This is a genomic window from Gimesia chilikensis, from assembly GCF_007744075.1.
GTDB classification, from domain to species: Bacteria; Planctomycetota; Planctomycetia; order Planctomycetales; family Planctomycetaceae; genus Gimesia; species Gimesia chilikensis_A.
Genome location: NZ_CP036266.1, coordinates 5,585,765 through 5,611,259, shown reverse-complemented (window position 1 = coordinate 5,611,259; position 25,495 = coordinate 5,585,765). Strand labels below are relative to the sequence as shown.

19 protein-coding genes are annotated in these 25,495 nt (G+C 52.6%); 11 read left to right on the top strand and 8 right to left on the bottom strand.

Annotation, left to right across the window (positions count from 1 at the left end):
• Window positions 1–101: 101 nt before the first annotated feature.
• On the top strand, window positions 102–479 hold the full coding sequence (locus HG66A1_RS21110; protein WP_197996734.1) for an RDD family protein: 378 nt from the start codon (window positions 102–104) through the stop codon (window positions 477–479).
• A 212-nt stretch (window positions 480–691) separates the two neighbouring features.
• On the top strand, window positions 692–1,126 hold the full coding sequence (locus tag HG66A1_RS21105) for a hypothetical protein (protein ID WP_145188606.1): 435 nt from the start codon (window positions 692–694) through the stop codon (window positions 1,124–1,126).
• Between the two features lie 106 nt (window positions 1,127–1,232).
• Here HG66A1_RS21105 and HG66A1_RS21100 read toward each other — a convergent pair whose 3' ends face one another.
• Window positions 1,233–1,502, bottom strand: a complete 270-nt coding sequence (locus tag HG66A1_RS21100) for a MafI family immunity protein (protein ID WP_145188603.1) — start codon at window positions 1,500–1,502, stop codon at window positions 1,233–1,235.
• An 89-nt stretch (window positions 1,503–1,591) separates the two neighbouring features.
• Between HG66A1_RS21100 and HG66A1_RS21095 the strand changes: the two genes are divergently transcribed.
• The 4 genes from HG66A1_RS21095 to HG66A1_RS21080 all read left to right on the top strand — a co-directional run bounded on the left by HG66A1_RS21095 (window position 1,592) and on the right by HG66A1_RS21080 (window position 4,237).
• Window positions 1,592–2,128: a hypothetical protein gene (locus tag HG66A1_RS21095; RefSeq protein ID WP_145188599.1), complete on the top strand. Its 537-nt coding sequence runs from the start codon at window positions 1,592–1,594 to the stop codon at window positions 2,126–2,128.
• Between the two features lie 36 nt (window positions 2,129–2,164).
• Window positions 2,165–3,091, top strand: coding sequence for a hypothetical protein (locus HG66A1_RS21090; RefSeq protein ID WP_145188596.1), 927 nt, complete (start codon window positions 2,165–2,167; stop codon window positions 3,089–3,091).
• Window positions 3,092–3,168: 77 nt separating this feature from the next.
• A complete protein-coding gene (locus HG66A1_RS21085; RefSeq protein ID WP_145188594.1) occupies window positions 3,169–3,711 on the top strand; it encodes a hypothetical protein in 543 nt (180 codons plus the stop codon).
• Between the two features lie 49 nt (window positions 3,712–3,760).
• Window positions 3,761–4,237 (top strand): hypothetical protein, encoded by a 477-nt coding sequence (locus HG66A1_RS21080; RefSeq protein WP_145188590.1) that lies wholly within the window; start codon window positions 3,761–3,763, stop codon window positions 4,235–4,237.
• Window positions 4,238–4,289: 52 nt separating this feature from the next.
• Here the strand turns inward: HG66A1_RS21080 and HG66A1_RS21075 are convergent, their stop codons facing one another.
• Together HG66A1_RS21075 and HG66A1_RS21070 are read right to left on the bottom strand one after the other, a co-directional pair.
• Window positions 4,290–4,712, bottom strand: a complete 423-nt coding sequence (locus HG66A1_RS21075) for a hypothetical protein (RefSeq protein WP_145188587.1) — start codon at window positions 4,710–4,712, stop codon at window positions 4,290–4,292.
• A 321-nt stretch (window positions 4,713–5,033) separates the two neighbouring features.
• Window positions 5,034–5,621, bottom strand: a complete 588-nt coding sequence (locus HG66A1_RS21070; protein WP_145188584.1) for a DUF1294 domain-containing protein — start codon at window positions 5,619–5,621, stop codon at window positions 5,034–5,036.
• 167 nt (window positions 5,622–5,788) lie between these two features.
• Here HG66A1_RS21070 and HG66A1_RS21065 point away from each other — a divergent pair, with 167 nt between their 5' ends.
• The 5 genes from HG66A1_RS21065 (at window position 5,789) to HG66A1_RS21045 (ending at window position 16,384) form a co-directional block, all read left to right on the top strand.
• Window positions 5,789–7,390: a hypothetical protein gene (locus HG66A1_RS21065; RefSeq protein WP_145188581.1), complete on the top strand. Its 1,602-nt coding sequence runs from the start codon at window positions 5,789–5,791 to the stop codon at window positions 7,388–7,390.
• A 94-nt stretch (window positions 7,391–7,484) separates the two neighbouring features.
• Complete coding sequence (locus tag HG66A1_RS21060; RefSeq protein ID WP_197996733.1) at window positions 7,485–7,742, top strand: Imm31 family immunity protein; 258 nt, start codon at window positions 7,485–7,487, stop codon at window positions 7,740–7,742.
• Window positions 7,743–9,179: 1,437 nt separating this feature from the next.
• Window positions 9,180–10,403, top strand: a complete 1,224-nt coding sequence (locus HG66A1_RS21055) for an efflux RND transporter periplasmic adaptor subunit (RefSeq protein ID WP_145188575.1) — start codon at window positions 9,180–9,182, stop codon at window positions 10,401–10,403.
• A gap of 18 nt (window positions 10,404–10,421) precedes the next feature.
• Window positions 10,422–13,892, top strand: coding sequence for an efflux RND transporter permease subunit (locus tag HG66A1_RS21050; protein ID WP_145188572.1), 3,471 nt, complete (start codon window positions 10,422–10,424; stop codon window positions 13,890–13,892).
• Between the two features lie 689 nt (window positions 13,893–14,581).
• On the top strand, window positions 14,582–16,384 hold the full coding sequence (locus HG66A1_RS21045; protein ID WP_232106631.1) for a TolC family protein: 1,803 nt from the start codon (window positions 14,582–14,584) through the stop codon (window positions 16,382–16,384).
• A gap of 122 nt (window positions 16,385–16,506) precedes the next feature.
• Here the strand turns inward: HG66A1_RS21045 and HG66A1_RS21040 are convergent, their stop codons facing one another.
• From HG66A1_RS21040 to HG66A1_RS21020, 5 genes are read right to left on the bottom strand one after another with little or no spacing between them, the layout of a single operon-like run.
• Complete coding sequence (locus HG66A1_RS21040; RefSeq protein ID WP_145188569.1) at window positions 16,507–18,645, bottom strand: biotin/lipoyl-binding protein; 2,139 nt, start codon at window positions 18,643–18,645, stop codon at window positions 16,507–16,509.
• 18 nt (window positions 18,646–18,663) lie between these two features.
• A complete protein-coding gene (locus tag HG66A1_RS21035; protein WP_145188567.1) occupies window positions 18,664–20,520 on the bottom strand; it encodes an efflux RND transporter periplasmic adaptor subunit in 1,857 nt (618 codons plus the stop codon).
• Between the two features lie 6 nt (window positions 20,521–20,526).
• Window positions 20,527–21,345: an efflux RND transporter periplasmic adaptor subunit gene (locus HG66A1_RS21030; RefSeq protein ID WP_145188564.1), complete on the bottom strand. Its 819-nt coding sequence runs from the start codon at window positions 21,343–21,345 to the stop codon at window positions 20,527–20,529.
• Window positions 21,346–21,400: 55 nt separating this feature from the next.
• Window positions 21,401–23,284 (bottom strand): hypothetical protein, encoded by a 1,884-nt coding sequence (locus HG66A1_RS21025; RefSeq protein ID WP_145188561.1) that lies wholly within the window; start codon window positions 23,282–23,284, stop codon window positions 21,401–21,403.
• Complete coding sequence (locus HG66A1_RS21020; RefSeq protein WP_145188558.1) at window positions 23,281–25,398, bottom strand: TolC family protein; 2,118 nt, start codon at window positions 25,396–25,398, stop codon at window positions 23,281–23,283. The genes HG66A1_RS21025 and HG66A1_RS21020 overlap by 4 nt, the downstream gene beginning before the upstream one ends.
• Window positions 25,399–25,495 lie beyond the last annotated feature (97 nt).

Genomic DNA, 25,495 nt, shown 5'->3' with positions numbered 1-25,495 from the left:
CCAAACAGGCTGCCTTGATGCACGTAACCGATCCTTGCGTTGACCAATCCGGCTCGCAGATTCCCGCGTCGCCGTTTCCGAAAGATTCACCGCAGGGAATTATGGGGCGCCGATATATCGCCGGTTGTTTTGATAACCTGCTGGCAATAATTCTGGCTCTGGTGGTCGCGAATCAATTACCCGATTCGCAGCCTGCTATCCAGGTGGCTGTGATGGTGGCGACCTATCTGGCGTATTACCTGGTCTCGGAAGGCCTGTTCTATACTTCCCCGGTCAAATATCTGACCGGACTCACGATCCGAAACTTTGACGGGGGGCCTTGCTCGTTTCGTCAAACTATCATCCGTACGCTGATGCGAATCCTGGAAGTCAATCCGCTTCTTTTGGGCTGCATCCCCGCCGCACTCGCCATTTTCTTAACGCGAGATAAACAGCGTTTTGGCGATCAACTCGCGCGGACCGTGGTGGTTCGACGGTGAAAAAAAGGATGGAAACGGGGGCTGGCCCCTTGAAATCTTCCCTCTACGAAAAAAAAGTGGATGAGATTTTAGTACAGAAAAAAATGGAATCAAAGTTGTCAGTATTCGCCAAATTCAATGGCTGTAACGCGGTGAGTACAACTTGAAGTGAGATCCAGGCAACAATAAGAGACCTGGTCCATTATTGTTTTTTGGAGACTGGGAGATTAGTTGTGAAGATTACTATTGGTGGTAAGAGTATTGGGCATGAGACTGTCACATACCGGGAGCTCGGCTTTGGTCAAAATATGAGTGACACCACTATCCCTTATCAACTGAGACTTTCCTGTGCTGAATTTCAGTGTGTAATTCGAAATTTATTCAATGAATTTGTAGTTGAAAACCAACAAGACGACAACGAAACAGATGAATCGGAGGCGATCCCTGAACTGGTGCAAAATGGCTATCCCACATTCGATGCACTGCTCAGTTCGAGCAGGCGTGACCTGTGTAATGTCATCAAAGACTATCTGTTCTTTGAGCTGTTGCATGGACTGCTCGGAAGCTCAAATACCACCGAGTGTAAATTCGCAATAAACAGTCTGGAGAGCCTCACCTGTAGTGACGATGGATTTGTCATTACTGGTAAAGCCTATTCAATCAATTGAGGACGGAAACGGGGTCTGATCCCTTAAAATCTTCATAAGAGACCTGGTCCATTATTGTTTTTCAATCAGATAAACTAGATACACATTCTGGAAGAGAGAGCCACCTCTATTCTTCATTCACAAGATCTTTTAAAATCGTCCATACCTTTGGCTCCATTTCCATCTTTTCTCCAAGCCATTCTATTTTTTCATAGGTAGACGAACTGATTTCAACATCATATTCATACAACTGAGTACATAGCAGGTCCAAGGCTTCTCCCCAATCATTATGTTCTAGAAGCTCTTTGGTATCGATAACATTCTCTGATGGCAATGAATCACCGATTTCTTCTAAAATTGAGTAAATTCCTTGGACTATATCTAATTCATTAATCATATATACAACTCTGAATCTCTTACTTGGGTTTTTATGTGAGTAGAATCTATGAAAAACACTCTGCCTTGAATATGTTAAAGAGAGTGTTGGTGCCAAAAAATATGGTGCATTTGTTATGTCTCTTATTTTTTTGCTTTTTGGTTTTGGTTAGCTATTTTTTCCCATCCAATTATTTTCGTTTAACCAGTGAAGACCTGGAAAGTTGGATATCGAAGCAGCATCTTACCGCTCCCCATTCTGACAAAGCTCTATTGGCTAATTCAGGTCACATTTCAGGCCAATCTTTATCTGGCATCTGGAAAAGAGGAACATCACCTGTCACACTGAAAATTATACCTTCCAAGTCCGGAAAAACAGATAAATACAAAGTGATCTTTTCAATTCACTTTCCCAATCATCAGACTTCGATAAGTCGCGTGGCTACTTTAAATGCGGGGGTAGTCAAATTTAACGAATGCATTGGTGATCCGATTTCGGAAACCATTTATGACAAGATGTCTGTTATGGATTTAGATGGAAAAGTATATCTTGTCCCACATGTTGCCCTGCTATCCAATGTTGATTCAGAGGATGTCAGTGATCTAGCGGAACAGCATTGCTTCAATCGCATCAGCCCAAAGAACTAAGAAGAATATAACGAACTGGCGCAGGGCATAAATTTCATGAGTGATTATCATATTTATTTAGACGATTCAGGTACTCTGAAATCAGGTACTTTTTTCGATATTGAAATACCTCTCAATGATTCGTTTGTCTTTAATTCTACAACTGAAGGCTGGACTTTCTTTAGCTCAAGGACTCCAACTGAAGATGAATTGAGCATTAGAAATCATCATGGACAGACTCGAAAACAATGGTTTCGGGGAGAGATTACTGACGAGAAGTTCAGAGCAAATAAACGCTGTCAGTTGGATAAGAATCATGTCACGGAAGAATATGCCAGTTATCTCAAACTGAAACCTGAGTATGATGAAAATACTCTCTATTCCGAATTCAACCTTGTGAGTTCCATGCACTATCAATATCCAATAGTCACGGAATCATTCAAGGAGCGCATAGAAAAGAGTGGTCTTAAAGGAACAGATTTTCTTCCTCTCACTGTAGATTCACACTATCGAGAAAAATATCCTGATGCTCCGTTATTATTTGCCATTCAGTTCATGGGTAAGAAGTGTACGCGCCAGCTAAGAATCCAGGGGGCGAAAGATGAATGCCCTTTTTGTGGTCGGCAAAATCTTTTTTGTAAAGAATGTGGTTTTAGCAATCTGCAATGTCCAGACTGTTCTAATTATGTGGCAACGAGTATTGATGGGCATAAAGGGCCCAATGATAAGCGACTGAAGTTTTCACCTGTAACGCAAAGACGCTTTCAGATCATGGAAGGTCACAAATGGGATGGTGCTGATTTCATCTATGGTGGTGGTTTCAGTTCAACATATCCCAATATTGTTTCCAAACGTGCATTGGACTGGCTACTCAGTGTTCACGCCGTTCATTTTTGTGCCCGCCCTATTCAGGTATGTATCGATGGCATGACTGACCAGCAACTCGAAAAGTTAGAATACGTTCAGAAACCTGTTGTCTCGTAGAATACGAAAGTAGCTTGAGTGTAGTCAGTAAAAGGTGTCATTCGGAGGCAGGTCTCATCATTAAGAGCGGCGTACAGATGATTTTGAGTCTCGTCAAAACCAGACGTTTCAGCGTGATCTGGATATTGTGTGCCCTGATCACTTTGTATGTCCTGGAAGTAAGGGGGGCTCTCTTTGGGGTTGCTAAAGGGTCGTTCGGTTATGATGGTACTCGCCTGATCCTGTTCTGGCATCTCAGTGCAGCGTGTTTAATGGGATTTGTGCTTGCACTTGTTACGCTGCTGGCGATCGAAACCAAACGTTTTCGCGTGGTTTGGCTAATGTGTTCAACGATCGCTTTTTACATTCTGTTGTTTTCCTACCTGATTATTGCTTCGTTTCCATCGGAGTATAAAACTGAAGATGGCAGATCGGTAATCGGGAGTGACAGTTACATATTGAGTAACTGGTATGAATTGGAAATCAGGCGGGTTCTCTTTGGGGAGACTCCCGTGTTGATCTTCTCTGACAATACTCTCCTGACCCTGTTAAAGCATGTCAGTGCATCGTGTTTGATTGGCCTTGTTCTCGCACTTGTTTCGCTGATGGCAATCAAACCTGCTGACAATGAAAAAGAGTAGCGACAGAGGGTTTAGATGATATGAGCAGAAAAAGGTCATAGAACTAAAAATGAATTTAGAAGAAGAGCGGATTTACAATGTAAATGAGGTCTTGAAGGTTATTCCAGGCTCTCTTGATTTTAAGTTCGTTCATGCAGCTCAAGAGAGATATGAGTTGAAGAGTAATGCCTGTGTGCTCAAGTTTAATTTTGACCGATATGAAAGTGCTGGAGTGAATGTCGAAATATGTGAACCGAATGCAGAGAGTGGCGGATGCATGGGGCTTCTAGTGCTTCAACATCTTCGTCGTGTAAACGATCAGATTCAAAAAGGAGAAAGCAATTTTCAATTCATTGGTCGATTATTGACAAAGTATTTCTCAGATATTCTAAGAGGTGATTTCAGTATTCGTGCGAGATATGATGAAGTATATGATCCTTTCTATGCCCATTTGATTGAGGTTATGAATTTATCTGAGACACATCCGGCTCGTCAAAAATTTGACAATTGCGACATTGACTGGTTAGATCTCTTGCCAGGAGACTAAAAAGAGGCCAGGACTGCTCTGTGGACTATATATTTAAGGTTCCTGACACCTGCTACATCCCAGTCTTCGGATCACGTATGATGTGACACTTTACGTCTGCGGGGATTGTGGCCAGCAGCTCTGCGATTGCGGAATCTGAAACATCGGCGCCGGTCAGGTCGATTTCGTCTACCGCGAGACCATGCAGATGTTTGAGGCCCTGATCCGTGATGTTCGTATTTCTGAGATAGACACCTGAGTACGGTTGAAGCTTCCGCACACATTCGAGATCACTGTCCGTAGCAGGCGTGTCGTTGAGATTGACGATTTCGTAGAGGGTTGATCCCCAGGCGGTGTCGGAACGAACCCCTCCCCCCAGTTTCTCGATGCGCGAAACTGCATAATTCGTTGTGTCCAGGTGATAGATGATGAAACCGCCGCCCACGACGATGAGGCAGCCCATCATACACTCATAAATTACTTTGAGCTGTTTCATCTTAAGCGGGCCTTGTTAAAGAACTGGTGAGTTACCTGGAGTCCGGTTCAATCCTTTTAATACTACCTGTTGAATAATACTGCGCACAGGGGATTTTCGTGTCTTTCGTGACGTTCGTGGTTCGTAAACAGGAAGAGAAACCAGGGCCTGTTCCTCTTTGATACTCCGTTTTTGTGAGCGGAATGGCGCTGGCCACCGGTGTTATATTCCGCGTCAACCTTGCTTACCGGCAGCTAGCGCTTTGCCGCTCACGGGGAAGCGTCTATCCGGGGCAACACCCTTCGACTCATTTTGTTTGTCTTGTGATTTCGTATTGATCAGTTAATTGATCAAGCCGAAATCACCGTGCCAGACTACATAGCCGATTGCTGCCACGTTCAGGAAGACGGTCAGCCAAAACACAACTAAGAATTTCTGTTTGCTGGATTTGTGTCGCAGCAGGCGTTGTGCGGCCAGGGCGCCGGGCCAGCCGCCCACCAATGACATCAAGTGCAGGGTCGCTTCTGCTGTCCGCCACTTTCCCCGTTGAGCCGCTGATTTATCCCAGGCGTAGGCGATAAATGTGATCACGCTCGCGGCACCGTATGCCACCAGTGCCAGCCAGGAGAGCCGGTTGAAATAGACCGAGACCAGTAGAAAGCAGATAAAGAGTACCGTAAACAGAACAGCGGGAGCGCTGCACAAAATCTTGACTACTGACTGATCTGAAAAACGGACATGCTCGGCCTTGGTTTTACCGTCTTTGCCCGGGGTTGTTTCGTACGAAACAGGATCGCCTGTCTGCGGCCGGCGTGTAGTTCGTGTGAAAGCGCTGATGTGCACGAAGACCTCAGTGCCGTCGTCTTGGGGTGTGATAAAGCCAAAGCCTTTTTCATCATCCCAGTGTGTGATTTTTCCCTGTGAACGCATTCAGAATACTTTTTGATTGGGGGGATTATGTGTTGAATTGTGAGTCTGGTACTGGGAACTCATTGTAGCGGATGCAGGAAACGGATTCGATGATGGCGCGTGAGTAAAAACAGGAATCGATTTCTGGTTGTATCCCGGTTGGTGGAGCTTTAGGATGGATGCTTCAAATGCGTTCCGAAAACCCGCCTGTGGAGTGCCGCACCATGATGCGTTTCTGTCTGCTGTTGACCGGTTGTCTTGGTTTCCTTTGTCTGGAGTCTGTCAAAAGTAATGCTGCGGAACCGGAGAAGGCTGCACCGCCGTTGCTTAAGATCTCGGCCCGGGTTGATCTGGGGGAGGATGTCGGTCAGAGCTTCGGTTCGCTGTTTGAGCTGCGGGATGCGGATGGCACCGTGATTGCCGGGGCGGGGTTGATGGATGTCTACAACACCCGCTTTCGCGGGGATCGGCATACTTTGCAGTTTTATGTGAAACAGCCGGGCACCATACCGACGGCGCAGACGAAACGTCTGCCTCATCCGGATCTGGACACGGGCGTGTATCTGCTGGATCTGAACCAGACGATTTCTGCCTGGAGTGGTTATCGTCCCGGAGCGCTGCGGACCTGGAATCCTGCAGCCGGGAAGTGGATCGATACGCCGGAGCCTCCCACGGGGCCGGTGGGATCCGGGGATGGGATGCAGAGAGTCGGTACCGGCGTACTCACGTTTTCTTCCAACCGGGCGGCCTATAATGGACGCATCATTCTTGCGCCTCCTGCAGAAGGCCGCTATTACAACTTTTATTATGCGCAGGGCTTTCTCTGTTTCTATCATGGCAAGCGGTCCGAACAGGGGGGCTTTACGAAGGTCGTGGCCTGTCCCTGGAAGCCGTCGGATGGGGGACCGGTGGATCTGTCGCGGGCGGTGAGTATCGATTGCAAATTTGTGGGAGCGACGCCGTTCGCCTGGGGGCAGTTTCGGAATGAACTGCTCACAGTTTCGAACTGGGGAGGCGTCTATGTGTTCGACGGAACAAAGTGGCGGACGATTCTGGAAGCCAGCGACAAAAGCAGCTACCAGGTTTATTCGATGCTGAACTTTCGGGACCGGCTGCTGCTGGCCCAGTATCCGTCGGGCGAGCTGTTTGAGTATACGGGGGGGACTGAAATCAGGCAGCTTTCTGGCTGGCCGCCCCGGCTGCCGGGGGTTTCGCCGAGTGCCCGTGAAGCCCAGACGCTGGCGATTTACCGGGGTGATCTGTTTGTGGGGGTCTGGCCCTGGGCCGAGTTGTGGCGGTACGACGCAGACGCCGACCGCTGGTTTTCTGAGGGGCGGATGTTTTCGCATCCCGAACTGACGGATAAGACGGTGCATCCTTACGAGGTGGAGGCGGTGCAGCACAAACTGGTGCTCAATCACTGGGGGCAGCGCATTACCGGACTGGTGCCGCTGGGGGGCGCGTTGATGGTCTCGACCTCTTCCAAGGGGACCTATCCCTGGTCGGATCAGTACACCTTTCTGACCGATGCGCAGCGACGGGAATATGGAGCCGTGCTGGCATTTGAGATGCCCGGGAATCTGGCAGCGCAGTTGAAATGGAAGGATCAGCCGCTGGAACTGGAGTTCTGTATTGAACCGGGGCGACTGGTGATTCGTCAGGACGGTCAGGAGATCGGGGCGACTGCGTTTGCAGCGACGGATGTGAAGCGGTTGCAGCAGGCGCGCGTTGTCTGGGGTGAGGGTGTGTATGGGAAGCTGAAGGGGACGGTGCAGGGGACGCGGGAGTGAGGTCGATGCGGTATTCAATGCTGAGGTTATGTGAAACAGGATGGAGCAGTCTGTGAGTTCGAAATCGAATCAATTTCAGTTCTATGAAGTCGTTGTGGTCGAGGCCGGTTCTGATGAGGGTCTGCGGGGAATCTCTGGCGAAGAAGGTGCCATTATGGGGATGTCTCAAGACGAAGAAACCGGCTGCTGGGGGTATGCGGTTTCGTTATTTTCCACGCAGGAAACCTGGGACGTCAGTGAGAGCCAGCTTATTAAGACTGGCAGAATGAAACAGCGCAGCGATTTTTATTCTGGAGATTCTATCAGAGTGATAGTTGATCCTGAGAGTGGTGAAGGATCATTGAAGGAGTAAAACAGTTCGGTTGGCTGTTCTAAGTTCTAAATTTCTGGCGTTCTGTATGAATTCCGGTTTGTTATTCTAAGCGGAATGGCGCTCGCCACCGGTGTTGTATTCGGCGTCGACCCTGGTTACCGGCAGCTAGCGCTTTGCCGCTCACGGGGGGATGCGTCTGATCGGGGAATAGGCGCTACGGCTTATGGTATCAGGTTAAATCGGTGGGCTGGTGAGGTGCGGTTTCTCACTCTAGCGAATCTGTTCTGCGACCTCTTGTTGCCTGCGGCAATCGTGGATTGCATACGGGAGTACCCGATGCAGGGGGCGTTGTGGTGCCGGAGTGCGCCTCTGAAATTGAATGCGTGTTGGCGATCATCGTTTCAACCGGGGCTAACGCCCTGCGGCTAATTTTTAGACGCGATCGGTTGGTTGGTGAGTATCGGTTTCTCACTCTAGCGCATTTGTTCTGCGGCCTCCTATTGCCTGTGGCAATCGTGGATTACATCCGGGAGCACCCGATCAAGTGAGTTTCAAATGGATCATGATTTCATCTGTGGTGTATGGATATTGCTTGCCGCTGTTGTTGCATCCTGGGGATTGGCGGCTGGGGGTCAAGACAGAATTTTGTCCCGATGTGGCCGGATTTTGTCCTGCTCTGTCCGGGATTTTGTCCTGGTTCGTCCGGACTCTGTCCCGGTTTGCCCTGAACAGTGGGAACGTGAATGGCACAGCGGTGCGAACTGTTTGTCTGAAAACATGGTGAAAATCGATGCTGGTTCAGGTGCAGATGTATCACTGGTTCCGACTGTTTCCGTGAGCGCCGACCCGCCTCGCGCGCGAGCCAGAAGGGAACCAGCATACGATTCGGAATGGGGCGATCAAGTTCAAATTCTGCAGGTGAAAGTGGGGGACGTTCAGGGGAACGTTCCGACAGCAAAAAGAGGTAAATTGAGTACTGGGAACGGGATTTGACACCCTGCAAGAGTTTGCACTCAGCGGGTGCAGGGTCTGCAGAATCTTTCAGGGTGCTGAGGCGATTCCTTGTTCCCAGAGTGAGACAGGGGCCTGGTTCGGGGAATACAGATTTGTTTCATAAAAAAATAAAAGTGTGGTCGCGCGGTGGAAATCAGGGGGGGGATACAGGTTGTTTGTTTACGATCAAGGCGGGAATCTCCCGAAAATCAGGGGGAATTCTCTGCATGGGACAGGAAGTGAAATTCGTCAAGTGAAGAATGACAGATTTTTGCGAACGGGTACGACGACTGTTCAGCAGTGGATGTTTTCCGCGTGCTTTGGCATTGGATATGCATATTCTCGTCAGCAGTCCGGCAGGAACGGGTTTCTCCCGTGCTGTCATCTGAGGAACAAAATATTAGCTCATACCACTACTTCCTCACTTACCGACACTCCTGACCAACCTGCCCGGGGCTTAACATCAGAGGAACATTTAAGACCATGAAAAACACAATGACTGTCGCCAGTTTTCTGGCTCTGATTTCACTCTCGTTAACCGGTTGCGAGTATCTCCCGCAGACTCACGCCGAATCTCACACCGCTGCGCCAGGTAAGGCACATGGCGAAGAACATGGGGAAGGTCACGCTGAAGAACATGGCGGTGCGCATGCAGAGTCTCACGGTGAGGGACACGAAGAAGGGGGACATCACCCGATACACAAGATTATTGTGACGACTCCGGTCAAAAAAGATGTGATCAGCACCCAGCAGTATGTCTGTCAGATTCACTCCTGTCAGCACATCGAAGTCCGTGCCCTGGAAGGCGGTTACCTGGAAAAGATTAATATTAAAGAAGGACAGCACGTCAAGAAAGGGGATCTGCTGTTTAAGATCCTGCCGACGCTGTTCCAGGCCCGGATGGAATCAGAACTGGCGGAAGCCAATCGCGTGCAGATTGAGCTGGATAACGCCCAGTCACTGATGGATAAAGGAATCGTTTCGTCACAGGAGATTGCGCTGAAGAAAGCGGAACTGGCGAAAGCGAAAGCCAAAGTGCAACTGGCCCAGGCGGAACTGGGATTTACGAATGTCAAAGCCCCCTTCGACGGGATTGTCGACCGCCAGCGGAATCAGCTGGGAAGTCTGATTGAAGAGGGAGACGTGCTGACGACCATGTCCGACAACAGTCTGATGTGGGTTTACTTTAACGTGCCCGAGGCACAGTACCTGGAGTACAAAGCCGAGCTGGATAAGGATGGCGGAAAATCGGACCATCTGCAGATCGAACTCAAACTGGCCAACGGCGAAATCTTTCCTCAAGAAGGGAAGATCGGTGCAATTGAAGCTGATTTTAATAACATGACGGGGAACATCCCCTTCCGCGCGGATTTTTCGAATCCGGAAGGGTTGCTGCGTAACGGTCAGACCGGAACGATTTTGATTCATCGCACCCTGCAGAACCTACTCGTGATACCACAGAGAGCGACTTTCGAGATTCTCGCCAAACGCTATGCGTTCGTTGTTGATAAGGACAACGTCGTGCACCAGAGAGACATTGAGATCAAGGGCGAACAGGATGATATCTTCGTGCTCAAGAGTGGTCTCAAGGAAGGCGAGAGGATCATTCTCGAGGGTATTCGTCAGGTGAAGGATGGCGACAAGATCAAATACGATTTCCGTGACCCAAAGGAAGTACTCAGTAACCTGAAATATCACGCGGAATAAGCAGGTAAGATCAATAATATGTTCGCTAAATTTCTACATCGCCCGGCATTGGCGATGGTCATCTCGCTGCTCATCCTGTTTATGGGTGGGCTGGCGATCACGGCCCTGCCAATTTCCCAGTTTCCGTCTGTCGCCCCACCGAGTGTGGTTGTGGCCGTCTCCTATCCAGGTGCGAGTGCCAAGATTCTGGTCAACTCCACCCTGGTGATCCTGGAGCGCGCCATCAACGGTGTACCCAACATGCGGTACATGAGCTCTGCAGCCACCAGTGCGGGTGAAGCCACGATCAAGATCATCTTTGAACCGGGTACCGACCCGAACACGGCGGTCTTGAACGTGAATAACCGCATCCAGATGGTGAAGAACCGTCTGCCCCCCATCGTGGAGCGTGAGGGGATTATCGTCATGCAGAACATGACGAGTATGTTGATGTACGTGAACGTCTACAGTAAAGACCCGAATGTCGATCAGAACTTCCTCTACAACTATACCACGGTGAACCTGCTCCCCGAAATTAAACGTATTCGCGGGGTGGGCCGGGCGAAGATCCTTGGTAACCGTGCGTATGCGATGCGGGTCGAACTGGATCTGGACCGGATGCGGGCCTATAAAATCTCTTCCGCAGACGTGATGGAGGCGATCAAGGAACAGAGTATGATCGGTTCTCCCGGACGACTCGGTCAGGCGACGGGTACGACGTCGCAGACGATCGAGTACGTGTTGACCTGGGTCGGCCGTTACAATAAACCGGAGCAGTACGAGAACATCATCCTGCGCGCCAACCCGAACGGGGAGATTCTGCGCTTAAAGGATGTGGCCAAGGTTAACCTGGGATCATCGTTCTACGACCTGTATTCGGACATCGACGGCTATCCTTCCGCGTCGATTGTGCTTAAGCAGATTCCAGGCTCTAACGCTGCGGACGTGATTGCGAAAGTGAAGGAGAAGCTGAAAGAGATCAAGACGGAGTCATTCCCGCCGGGGATGGACTACGCGATCAGTTACGACGTTTCTAACTTCCTGGATGCTTCTATCGAGAAGGTGCTGCATACCCTGTTCGAAGCGTTTATCCTGGTGTCGCTGGTGGTCTTCCTGTTTCTGGGAGACTTCCGCAGTACGCTGATTCCGACGCTCGCGGTGCCGGTATCGTTGATCGGGACATTCTTCTTTATGAGTATGTTCGGCATGTCGATCAACCTGATCACGCTGTTCGCACTGGTGCTGGCGATCGGGGTTGTGGTCGACGACGCGATCGTGGTGGTGGAAGCGGTGCACGAAAAGATGCACGCCAAGCACCTTTCACCTTATGCAGCTACCAAGGAAGTGATCGGGGAAATCAGCGGTGCGATCATCGCGATTACCCTGGTGATGACCTCCGTGTTTATTCCGGTGACCTTCATGCCCGGGGCGGTGGGTGTGTTCTATCGTCAGTTCGCATTGACGATGGCGATGTCGATTGTGCTCTCCGGTGTGGTTGCGTTGACACTGACGCCTGTATTGTGTGCGATGATTCTCAAGCCGCATACCGGCTATGTCGAACAGAAGGGGATTGTCGGTCTGATTAACCGCCTGCTCAAGAAGATCAGCGGCCGGTATGCCTTTGTGCTGCGGGGATTTCTTTGTGTCTTCCTCGGGGCTGCGGTGGGGTATGGCGTTTACGAACTGCTGCACGTGGAGATCGTGCACGAAGTGCTTTCGGAACAGGTTGAACTGACGCATATGCGGACCGTGATTATCGGGGTCGTGATGGCGGTGTTGTTCGCCTTTACGTTCCGGGCGGTCTTCTCCGGCAGTGAACCCAATGAGAAGAAAAAGAAGGGGCCGATCGGCATCTTTCTGTACTACTTCGACCGGGGTGTGGACAAGGTGACGAATGCGTTTACCTGGATTGTGGGTCTGATCATCACCCGGCGTATCTTCACCATGATTGTGATTGGTGTCTTCGGTTACGGGATTTTGCTGGTCAACGAAGTGCTGCCCTCCGGGTTCATTCCGCTGGAAGACCAGGGGGTGATCTACGGGATTATTCAGACGCCCCCCGGTTCAACGCTGGAGTATACGAACTCGAAGTCGCATGAACTGCAGAAGATCTGTGAAGAGTTCGATGAAATTACTTCGGTGACTTCACTGGCGGGTTACGAAATTCTGACGGAAGGTCGTGGTTCCAACGCGGGTACCTGTCTGATTAACCTGAAGCCCTGGTCCGAGCGGAAGCTGACTTCGAAAGAGATCATCGAAGAGCTCGAACAGAAAGGGCGGTCGATTGCCAACGTGAAGCTTGAATTCTTCGAGCCGCCTGCGGTGCCCGGTTTCGGTGCAGCCGGTGGTTTCTCGCTCTGTCTGCTCGATAAGACTAACAGTGGCGACTACGACGCGTTCGGTAAAATCACGGAGAACTTCCTGGCGGAACTGGGTAAGCGAAAAGAGTTGAAGGGGCTGTTTACCTTCTTCGCGAATAACTATCCGCAGTACGAAGTTGTGATTGATAACGACGTGGCGATGCAGAAGGGGGTTTCGATTGCAGACGCGATGGAAAACCTTTCGATTGTCGTGGGTAGTACGTGGGAGCAGGGTTTCATTCGCTTCGGACAGTTCTACAAAGTGTATGTGCAGTCCGCTCCGGAGTTTCGCCGGTATCCTGAAGATCTGCGGAACATGTTCGTCAAAAACGATGAAGGAGAGATGGTACCTTACTCAGCGTTTATGAAGATCAAGAAGATGCAGGGGATGAACGAAATCAACCGTTATAACCTGTATACGACGGCGATTATTCAGGGAGCTCCATCGACGGGTTACAGTTCCGGTCAGGCGATCGATGCGATTAAGGAAGTGGCGGAAAAGACGCTGCCTCACGGTTATGGTATCGGCTGGCAGGGGCTGGCGTACGACGAGGCCAGCAAGGGGAATACGGCGATCTACATTTTTGCGATCGTAGTGATCTTTGTGTACCTGGTGCTGGTAGGACAGTACGAGAGTTTCATTCTGCCCCTGGCGGTAATTATCTCGCTGCCCGTTGGTCTGTTTGGTTCGTTCCTGATGCTGAAGTCGATGGGCCTGGCCAACGATGTGTACTGTCAGATTGGTCTGGTCATGCTGGTGGGGCTGTTGGGTAAGAACGCGATTCTGATTATTGAATTCGCGGTACAGCGACGCCAGGAAGGACTGAGCATCAAGGATGCGGGGGTCGAAGGTGGTAAGCTTCGATTCCGACCGATCGTGATGACGTCGTTCGCGTTTATCGCGGGTCTGGTTCCCCTGGTACGAGCCACGGGACCGGGTGCCATCGGTAACCGAACGATTGGTACCACGGCGGTCGGCGGGATGCTCATGGGGACCCTGATCGGGGTGTTTGTGATCCCCGGTTTGTACTATCTGTTCGCCAAGATGTCTGACGGGAAGAAGCTCATCAAGGATGAGCATGATGAACCGCTCAGCGAGTTGGTCGAGCACAGGAGTCACAGTGATCACCACGAGGCACCTGAGCATTAACGAGCCTGTGACGGTCGTGTAAACAGGAGAGAACGCACGGTGCTGGACCACAAATATCTGGTTCAGCGCCGTGCGTGTTTTTTTGTAAGTCACATCAATCAGTACAAGAAACTCTGATTTTCAAATGTGAAACCGTATCGATTGCGCAAGCTTTTCCTGAGTCGCCTGGGCGTTAAATGAAACTCCTGCACGCGTTCCTCATGCGTGTCAACAGGTGGAAAAGTTTGACAGGCTTTCCCGATCGTATCTTTCTGCGAACGTCTTACATACTGCCTGCCGGTGTGGGGACAGGCCGCAAAGTCTCCACAGCTTCTGCAAATGTAACTGTGTCTTTTCAGCACGAAAAAAATTCACAAGTGACAGTCCTATCCTGCACTTACACGGGAAGTGCTTGTATTGCAGTACGACGCTTTCGTTGATGCTGTTATGTGAATTTAAATTGCTGCAGGCAATATAGTGGATTGCATGATTCTGTGGTCTGCAGCGAAATAACTGCCGATAACATTTGAGACGGCTCTCAAGATACCCGCCTCGTTTCAGCTGTCTCGGTTCGATTGTTTTGATCGGATCCATCCGGAAGGATTTCGGATATTCTCCGGGGCGGATGCTACTGTGTCCCCCCGAAAGAATCGCGAAGAATTCAGTTTCACTGTTTAACAGGAATGACGACAGTCGCAGGGTGCAGAATAATGAGATGGAACTCCCCCACTGTTTTTTTATATAACGCGATCCAGCAACCGCATGTGATTGCTTTGGCGATGGTCTGCAGCATGTTGCTGCTTTCAGGTTGTCAGATCCCGGATCTGTTTGGTGCCTCCGAAGGAGCTCCTTTGCCGGATGACTTCAGCGGGAGAGCAAGTGTCGACAGCTCCGCTGACGTGGGCATCAAGGAATTCTTTGATGATCCGACGCTGACCTTTCTGATTGGTCAGGGGCTGGCATCGAACCAGGAACTGCAGATCCGCAACTGGGAAGTCCAGGTCGCCAGCAACGAAGTCCTGTCGCGACGAGGTGCTTATCTTCCCTTCGTCACGGTCGGAGCCGATGGTGGTTTTGATCGGACCAGTCGCTTCACTCCCCTGGGAGCCGCTGAGGATCAGTTGACCTACCCGGGTTCAGGCGGTGCAAATTTCCCGGATCCTCTGGGGAACGTAAGACTGTCTGCGAATCTGTTATGGCGGATTGACGTCTGGCGGGAATTGAGAAACGCCCGCGATGCTGCAGAACAGCGTTTGTGCGAAGCAATTGAACTGCGAAACTATTTCGTCACCCAACTGGTGGCTGAGGTCGCGGACAACTACTACGAACTGGCTGCCCTGGATCAGCGACTGGTCTATCTGAATCAGACCATTGAACTACAGAAGAAGAGCCTGGAAGTAGCAAAGTTCCAGAAGGATGCGGCTCGGGGAACCGAGCTGGGTGTCCAGCGATTCCTGGCGGAAGTTCGTAAGAACGAGAGTGAAAAGCTGATCGTGAGTCAGCGGATTATTGAAGTCGAGAACAAAATCAACTTCCTCGTTGGTCGTTATCCACAAGCAGTGGACCGGGTTGGCTGGGATTTCATCAAGCTCGATTCGCAGCCTTTGCACGTCGGTGTTCCCTCACAGCTGCTGTTGAATCGTCGTGATATTCAGGCTGCGGAACGCGAAGTAGCTGCTTCCGGTCTGGATGTGCTGGTCGCCCGGGCTCGTTTCTTCCCCCGGTTTGATATTACTGCCAGCGTGGGATACGAGGCTTTCAATCCCCGTTACCTGTTTGATCCCGGTGCATTCATTGCGAATGCCGCCGGTGGTCTGGTCGCACCGCTGCTTAACAAGAAAGCCATCCAGGCAGATTACAAGAATGCAAACGCCCGCCAGATCCAGGCGATCTACCATTATCAGCGGACAGTGCTGAATGCATTCACGGAAGTCGCGAACGGCATCTCCAAAGTCGAGAAATATCGTTCCAGTGTCGAGCTCAAGCATAGCCAGGTGAAAGCCCTCGAAGAATCTGTTTCGGTAGCGACTCAGCTGTTCCAGAACGCCCGGGCGGAATACATCGACGTGCTGTTCTCGCAGCGTGACCTGCTCGAAGCGAGAACCGACCTGATCGAGACCAAGCAGCAGCAGTTGTCTGCGATCGTCAATACCTACCAGGCTCTCGGTGGTGGTTTCCTGATGTCGAATGCCGGCGAAGTGTATGACGAACACTTCAGCCCGGAGCCGCCTCAAATGGACGGTGGTATGGGTGTGCCTCCTGTACCAGACAATTTCGATATGACATCGGCCTCGGGTAAAGCCAGACTGATGACAGGTTCGGAAGACCAGGCACCGCCGGCTGCTCCCGTCACGGAAATCGTGTTGCCACCCGCACCTGCACCGGGTAAAGTCAGTCTGGAATCAGCACAGACTGAGGACGAGTCACAACCGCCTTCGTTGGGCGAAGTCAGTCTGACACCGCCGGTCGGCGATGCGGCACTGCCTCCTTCGCTGCGTGAGGACAGCCTGTAGTCTGAGAGTAAGAAAACGATAACGCCTGGTGGGACGGATCTATTCCTGTTTTACCAGGCGTTTTTTTATTGATTAGAACAGCTGGCCGTCACAGGACTATCGTTCGGATCCAACGGTAATTCTTACTCTTCCAGGCGTTTGTTGAGCCAGCTGGAAACCTGGTAGTACAGATGTCGGCCGACGGAGTAGTGCTGAGGCCGACAGGTGACATCAATCCGCTGTCCTGCATAAAGCTCTAAAGACTGCTCTGAGGCGAGCGAGATAACGAGGTTGAACCGGGGATCGAGTAGCTCGTATTCGTCTCCCTGTTTTTCGGAGGACGCTGGTTTGACAGGCAGCGCACCGCCGTAGGCTGCTGCGAGTGCGGGATGAGTTAACGTCACACTGGCACGAGGGACCACCTTCTGCACCGGACAGGGAATCGCTGGATGGTGAGGGAGATGTGCCAGGACGGTGTTGCCTGGTGAGTTCAGGAAATGCTCGAGCTCATGCTGCGCAACGGCGATGTGCAGCTCTTTGTGGCGGTCGTCTCCAATGGTGATGATGGGATCTCCCTGTTTCACATACGTTCCGAGCTTTGCCTGCAGATTGCGGGTCATCACGCGACCGTCGATTTCAGAGCGGATCGTCAGCTCTTCGAACAGTCGTTCTTTTTCCTGAAGTTTTGTCTGTAGGTCCTGCAGTACTTCCTGTTCGACCTGTCGCTCTGCGATTTTGCGTTGCTGGTCGAACTGGTGGATACGTAACTCTGACTGTTGAATTTCGATTCTCAGTTTCGCCAGCTCGAGTTCCAGATCGGGATTTCCTAACTGGATCAGAGTCTGTCCCCGGTGAACCTGTTGTCCGCTTTGCACTTCGATCTGTTTAATAAAGCCGGGGAGGGGAGCGTGCTCGGTTCCTTGAGGGGGGTAATCCACGATTGCCGGTGCCTGGAAGTTTCCCAACCAGGGGACGTAGGCCAAGACCAGAAAACTGGTTAACAACAGAGAACCGGTGACCAGTACAAATCGGCCTCGTTGCGGAGCTTCCCCCGGCTTCCCGACTGCAACATACTTAACACACCGCCAGACAGGCTGGATAATCCAGAGTGTAATCGCGATCGCGGCGAGGATGACTCCAGCTCCTTCCAGCAGAGTCGCCGCAGCGACCGTGAGGGTGATGCAGACCAGAATCCGCCAGCAGAGCGAGGCGATTCCATAGCCGGCTATGATCAGCCGGACGCGCCGCGACCAGTTGGGGAGCAGGGTATGCACGCCGAGAAACGTTCGTTTGGCCCACTGCCTGATCCAGAGTTGCCCGTTCGTATACAGGTTGGGAATTTCCAGCAAGTCAACCAGAATGTAGTAGCCATCAAATTTCATCAACGGGTTCAGGTTAAACAGCAGGCTGGTGATACTCGCGGTGAAAACGATGTTGAAGCAGGCATGGTTCAGCCAGGCATGCGAAGTCTGTCCCCAGACCAGAGCGGCCAGGGCTGCGATCAACAGTTCGACGTAGAGTCCAGCTGCGGCGACATGCATCCGTGACCAGTGGGAGGGGAAGCTCCAACTGGAAGTGACATCGACATAAGGGAGCGGGGCGAACAGGACGAACAGCGATCCTGCTTCGCGAACGGTGCCCTGGTAAAGCTTACAGACGATGCCGTGTGCTGACTCGTGACACAGCTTGAGAATCACCCAGCAGCCGACCAGCCAGATCCAGTTGTCTGCGGAGAGAATCGTTTGAGATGAACTATAAAATGCGTCCCAGTTCAGGCCAATGCGAAACAGGGCCCAGAGCAGCAGGCTGCACCAGGCAATCAACGCCGGCGCGGAGAACAGCCAACCCCAGGCGTTTGCCAGTCGGGAGAAGAGCCGGTCCGGATTACCAATCGGCAGACGAAAGATCAGGAAATTCAATTTTGCAAGCCAGGCTGTCGCTGGTCGTTGATCGGCGCCAGCCGGACGCAGTCGCTCATCCTGGTTTTTCAGTAAGTCACTGCCGAACGCCCATTGGCAAAGACTGATAATGTCGTCCTGCGAGAGTTGATGAAAGGGGAACGCGGTTGAGAGTTTGCTGTAACACTCCTGGACAGTCGACCGTCCGTCGAGCAGTCGCAGGAACGTGTATTCGGTCTGACCAACACGATAGTAACGCGAGTGCAGCGAATCGTTGATGGTGTAGTAGTCCTCACCATTGGCATGCTGGAGCGTGAAAGTCAGATCCGCGCGCAGTTTGAGCCGGCTGCTGAAAAAATCGCGGATACTCACATCGGGCTGCATGCTCTCACCTTCCAACACTTAATACAGGTACTTCCTGATCAGATTCCACGGTTTGTGAAACAGGATCCAGTAGATGGGCTGTGGGGTGGTCTGAATACTGGCCCGCCCTTTCATCCCCGGTCGCAGCAGGCCCTGGCTGTTATCCACGGCGGCTTCCGCCACGAAAATATTAGCCTCATCCCGCAGTTCTGCCCGGGGATGAATACGTTCCAGCAGCAGGGTCTGGTCTGAATCGGGTAGCGCTTCCAGGCGAATATGAACGCTCTGGGCTTCCCGTACATGACTGATTTCGGAATCGGGTACGGCGACCTCTACGACCATCTGATCCAGCGGGGCGATTTCAAATAGTGCTTCGCCAATCTCCAGAGGAGCCCCTTCGGCCCAGTCCAAAGTTCCCGCGACAACGATCCCGTCAACAGGGCTTTTGATTTCCAGATTGTTGATGCGATGATCAAGCAGCTCGATTTCCAGCCCCAGGCGTTCCGCTTCCAGTCGTGAAAGTTGCTGGGTCGTAAAGTCGCGGGCCGCCTGGGCAGAGTCGCGACGTTTGATCGCCTGGTTCTGGTCTGAAATCAGGCTGGCCCGTTTCCATTTAAGTTCCCGGGGATCCATTCGGGCCAGTACGTCTCCCTGGTGAACCAGGTCTCCCGGTTCGACCAGCATGGTTTCCAGGGAACCGGCAAACGGGGCGACGACGAACCGCTGCATCACCGGTTCCAGCTGACAGGCACATTTGACCTGATACGGCCAGGGAACGAACATCAGGGCCGTGAAGAGCAGGCAAGCAGCCAGAACTGCGCGGCGGGTCTTTCCTTGCAGCGACTGACGGACAGCCACCTTCCAGTTTTCTCTCAGACTCGATCGCCTCTGTGCAGCATGTAAGGCATTTGCCAGGGGCTGACTGGCGGCTTCCAGCAGGCATTGCGTCTGTTTCATTCGATCCAGCGGGAGGTCGACAACACAGACTACGGTGTCTGCCTGCTGGTCAGAGCAAGTGAGTGGGACACAGAGAATAGATTTCGTCTGCAGTTGCTCTCCAACCGTTTGCAGTGATTGAAGCTCGGGATTTTCAGTACTGTGTTGATCGGTCCAGACGAGTGATGTCTGTTGCCTGAGTGTTTCATCCAGGGCGGCTTCGATGAGTCCAACCGATTTTGCTGCCTTGTCAAATTGGGGGCAGCCCGAGAGTCCCACCAGGCGACAGCGTGTGCGAGTCGCTTCTTGACTGCCGATCGCAATCTGACGACAATCCAGGTAATCGGCCAGGTCAGAGGCGGTCTGGCCGGCTGCCTGGGTGAAGTTCGTGGAACAAGACAGATTTGAAAGCAGTTCCACAATCGCAGCGGAGTCGCGGGCATGCTGTTCCTGCTGCAGCCCCTCGCGCAGCGTGTGCCAGAGCGTGATATGAGTTGCGAGTGCCTGCAGGAGCAGCGAGAACGGTTCGGTTGAATTTGTCGCGGAAAAGACCACTCCCAACGCGTCAGCCGCCAGTCCCCGGGCGGTAATGGGGGCCGCATAAAGCATGAAGTTAATGTCGACGCAGGGTTGAATCTCGACTTCTTTACTCTGGATGCTGCTCTGACAGACCTGGTTCAACTGTGAGAGCAGGGCGGCATCAGGTGTGGATGTCGACTGTTGATACAGGATTCGACTGGTGGCTTGGTTTTCCGATACCGCGGGGCGGTAATAGAGGATCAGCGCCGGCTGACAGTGCTGTTTCAGTTCTCCAAGTAATGCGTGTAGCAGTTCGTCAGATGTCTGAGCTGTCAGTGCGCAGCGCAACAGGGATTTGTGCAGACTACGATGTCGACGTCCCCTGTGATTGAGGACGCGAACCGGTGGTCGTTGTTTCGGATGAGTGCTTTCCGGATGCATGGCAGATTAACTTTCCAATTGAATCGTACAACGTTCGCCACTGCGAAAATCTCCCTTCTGGTTGTCGATCCGGATTTTGACCAGCACGGTGCCGCTCTGGGCATCGGTGACTGGTGAAATGTACTCAATCGTTCCTTCGGTTGAGGACTGGTTGTGTTTAAATGAAATTCTGATCTTGTCGTTGATGTGTAATTGTGCGGCCTGCTGGCTGGTTAGCGTGAAGTAGGCCAGTAGCTGATCGAGTTGCACGAGCGTCATGGTTTCGGGACTGTTGGGGGCGACAAATTCGCCCTGCTCTTTGTGGATCAGGCTGACGACGCCGGAAATCGGCGCTCGGATCGTGCGACGGTCGATTTGGGTTTTGATTTTCTGATACTCGAGTTTGCGGGACAGGAGTTCTTCCTGAACCGTCTGGATGTTGGCTTTCGCCACGGCATTTTCATAGCGGGCCCGATCGACCTCTTCCTGGCGGGCGTTGCCTTCCTCTCGCAGTGATTGCAGGATCTTGAGGCGTTCGCTTTTCAGTTCCAGTTCTGCGCGGGCACTTTCCAGACGTCCCCGGGCATTCATGTTCTGCTCTGCGACCGCCAGCATGGCCTGGTAGACATCATTGTTGAGCCGCACGAGTGGCGTTCCCTGCGGGACCGCTTCCCCCTCGCTCACAAAAATCTGATCGATGACACCTGTTTCGTCTGTGGCGACCCGGATCGTACGGTAAGGTTCGGTGTACCCTTCCAGTTCGACAGCGAAAACGCGGAGCGGGCTGCAGGCCAGCAGTCCTGTCAGGCTCATCAAGATCCAGAAATTGATTCGTCTTGAATACATCTGCACTCCACGCTTGTTAAATAATCAGACTCGTTTCCAGTTCAGTTCAATGGGATCAGTTCCACGTACTGCAGGTGGCGCTGCTTAACCAGTCATCATACTGGGTCAGTTGTTTCCGGCGCTGCCTGCCAGTCTCTTCTATTCTGCGTTGGGTCTTCGTAATTTTTCCCAGGATCTGTCTGCTGACAGGGATTTCGCCGGTCTTGTCAGCCAGTAGCTTCAGTGAATCGACCCAGGCGGACTTTGCCTGGCGGAACAGGGCGTCATCGAGCGATGCCAGGATTTGGCTTGAGCCAGGTTCCCCCTTACGGGCAGCACGTCCGATTAACTGCCGGTCGATACGTTCGGTCAGCTGGAAGCCGGCGGCCAGTACATGCAAACCGCCTGACTCAGCGACACCCAGCCCCAGTTGAATATCTGTTCCACGACCTGCCAGGTTCGTAGCTATGGTGACTGTCTGCGGTTGCCCTGCGGCTGCGATCACAGCCGCCTCTTCGGCATCCTGGATCCCATTCAACAGCTGGTGTGCAATTCCCAGTTCATGCAACATATTTGAGAGTCGACGGCTGGCATCGATATCGGCTGTGCCTGCCAGTATCGGCCGTTGAGTGGGCTGCATTTCCTGAATCGTACGCACGAGGGCCTGTTCCCGGCTGTGTTGATCGCTAAACAGGCGGACGGGGAGATCCGTCCTGCGACTGGGCCGGTGTGGGGGAATGTGAGAGTAGTGGGCTCCGTATACCTCTCTCAGTTCCTGCTGGCAGCCTTGCACGGTTCCCGACATGCCACACAGTTGATCGTAAAGTTGGAAGTATTTCTGTCGCATGATCCGGGCGATCGGCTGGCTCTCTGTAGTGACCGGTTTTCCCTCTTTAGCTTCCACGGCCTGGTGCAGACCATTCCGCCAGGTGCGATCGGTGAAAATGCGGCTGGTATGCGGATCGACAATCTGCACGCGGTTTTCAATGACGACGTAATGCAGGTCGCGATGATAAAACAATTCGGCCCGCAGTGCCTGTTCGACATATTGCATCCAGGGACGATCAAGGCGTTCGATGGGAATCAGGCTGCGATCTGCTGACAGACGGAGGATGCCCAGGTCGGTGATCTGTAATTCGGAGGCCTGCTGATTGACGAGGAAATCCTGCCCCGCTTTGAGAGTAAGTGCCGCCTGTCGTGCCGCCTGGTAAACGTCTGCGTTGTCTGCCGGCTGTCCCCCCTGCGAAGAGAGGACCAATGGAACGGTGGCTTCGTCGATCAGCACACTGTCCGCTTCATCGATAATTGCCACCGCATGCGCAGACTGTACCGGTTGTGGTGTGTTCAGCAACTGGCCATTCAGAGTGCGGGTAAACTGACCCCCCAGTCGGGTACGTTGCTGAGAAAGCGTCATGATCTGATCGCGGAGATAGTCAAAACCGAACTCATACCCCGGCCCATACGTGATGTCGGCTGCGTAGGCAGTTTGTTTCTCTTCTGCGGTCAAACGCGGTTGATTCAGGCCTGCAGTCAAGCCGAGGCGTTGATAAACCGGAGAAAGTGTTTCAAAATCGCGTTCCGCGAGGTAATCGTTGACCGTCATGACGTGCACGCCACGCTCTGCCAGCGCGTACCAGCAGGCTGGTAAGACTGCGGTGATCGTTTTTCCTTCTCCGGTTTGCATCTCCACGATCTCACCGCGGATCATCGCCAGGCCAGCCATGAGTTGTTCCTGATAGTAATTCAATCCCAGAGTACGGCGGACTGCTTCGGAGACGAGGGCAAAGGTCTGGATCGTAGTCTGCTCAGAGGGATTGTGATTCTGCTGTTTCAACTGCTGGTAACGGCTGGTGAGTTCGGTATCTCCAAGCTGCTGTAAGGAAGACGCAAGCGTTGGCACGTGCGCCAGTAGCTCGCGGTCGTGTGCGGGCTGCGTTTGTCGGGTCCAGAGACGTTTCATAGCTTAGGCCCCTGTTGCTGATCAGAATCGGCGGGGACTACCGGCGGCGGTGCGTCTTGTTCAGAACTGGGGACGGGACCTTCGGACATGGCTTCGGGAACGATTCGTTCCTGTCGCAGGATAGTGCCTGTGGCCCGGTTCAAGCGGGTCTGGCTGAGCACGTGGTCCACCTGGGCTGTGACGAAGGCCTGCTCTGCCTCGGCCCGGCGGTCCTGGGAGTCGATCAGGTCCTCGAGCAGAAAGCTGGATGCGCGATCCAGGCCGGGGGCCATTTCCCAGCGACGCTGCAGGAATTCGACATCCGCTTCCGCGGCGATCATGGCCTGGTACTGGCTCTGTAAGTTCCGGTTCGCTGTCCTGACCTGACGGACGGCTGTTTCCACTTCTGCACGCAGGTTTTCCACGGTCAGTTCGAAGCGGCTCAACAGGCGGCGGAGTTCGACTGATCGCTGCAGGTGACGTGAGCGGGCTTCCTGACGATAGAGGGGAACCTCGAACACCAGGCCTGCCGTATAACTGGGTTCCCCGACACTGAACTGATCGACCCAGGCGCGGGAAAGATCAAATTCCCCTTTCAAGCCGGAGAGATATGTTTCCAGAACCAGGTCGAGTTTGGGAAGCAGGTCGTTGCAGGCGACTCCCAGCCGGACCTGGGCTGCCTCAATCTCGCGGGAAGCGATATCAACTTCCGAGCGGTACTCAAGGGCCGTGGCCATGGCGTCTTCAATGGTGACGGGCAGGCTGTTGTCGATGGGCTGCTGAATTGAGATTAGTTCCAGGTTCGGGCTGGATTTGAGCTGGGGTGAATTGACCAGAGCCCGCAGGCGTGTTTCGGAGTTCTGTACGGCGGCTTCAATGCGAATCAGTTCCGAGCGTCGTTTGGCCACGGCTGCCCGGGCGCGGGCGATCTGGCTCTGCAGGGAATCGATGTTGTAACGCTGTTCGAGGTACTTCAGGATCCGCATGCCGTCCTGCAGGTGTTTCTGCTTCTGGATAAACAGCACACGGTTCAGATAGAGTTCCCAGTAGGTTTCGGTCACTTTCAGCAGATGATCCTGCAGAGCGGCCTGGGTGCGATCGGTGGTGATGTCGGTATTCAGTTCCGCGAGCACGATCAGGCTTTCATTGTAAGCCTCTCCCCGGCCATTGAGGAGCGGCTGGTTATAACTCAATGTCAGCCGGGTATCTCCCTGGTTGGGCGGGACGAAAAAGATCGAGTTGCTGGTGTTCAAACCAAACTGCTGTGAAAACTCAAGCTCCCCCCCCTGACTGTTTTTACGTCTTACGCCGAAGTTCGAACTCCAGTTGTTTTCCCGCAGCCGACTGAAATTCGTCCCGGTATCAAGGGTGCTGCTGGACGGGATACTGATGCGGTTGAACTTGGATTCGATAAACAGCTTGGGATCAAACTCGGCCATCGCCTGTGTGATTGCCGTTTCAGCGATGATGGGATCGTCGTTGATGATGCGTACCTGGGACGAATTCAACAGCGTTTCCTGAATCAGCGTATTCACATTCACCGGGCTCTGGTGAGACTGAGGTCGGAACTGCAGGGTGACACTGTCGGCCCACCAGGGAGTGAAGTTCTGCGGAATCAATTGGGTGCTCCATGCATCACCTGCAAACGACTCTGGTAAACGGGAAGGTTTAGTAGAGTCGGGGGCAGGAGGCAGCGGAGTGTAGGGAGTGATCGCCTGCGTCAGCTGGTAGTCTGATTTCACAGGGGGAACGGCTGCAGTTCGTACTGGAGGCTCAGGGGGTGTTTCGAAGTCAGGCGGCAACAGAGCCACCGGCGTATTGGCACTCTGACGGGGAAGGGATCTGGAATCCTGCACTTCGTGCGCGGCCAGGCTGATCTGCGAATCTTCTTGAGCGGCATCGGACTCAGCAGTCTCGTGCTCCGCCTGTATGATCGACGTTGAGGGTAAAGCCTCACTTGCGGTGACTTTGTTTTCGATGAGAGCTTTCGAGTTGAGTTGGCCCGGAAGCAGCGCGCAACCCGAGCATCCCCAGACGACCAATAGAAAAACGGGCCAGAGTCGACTGTGGTGGTTCTGATCAATGGAGGGAAAAGCCTTGTGCATTCTATGTACGCCACCAACATAAAAGTTCATTTAATCGTTATCTCTCTTTTAAATCCCTGTTCTTGATTACTTTACCTGTCTTTGCGGACAGTTAAGGTCTTTGCCCTACCAGCCTCTGAGGGGAAAA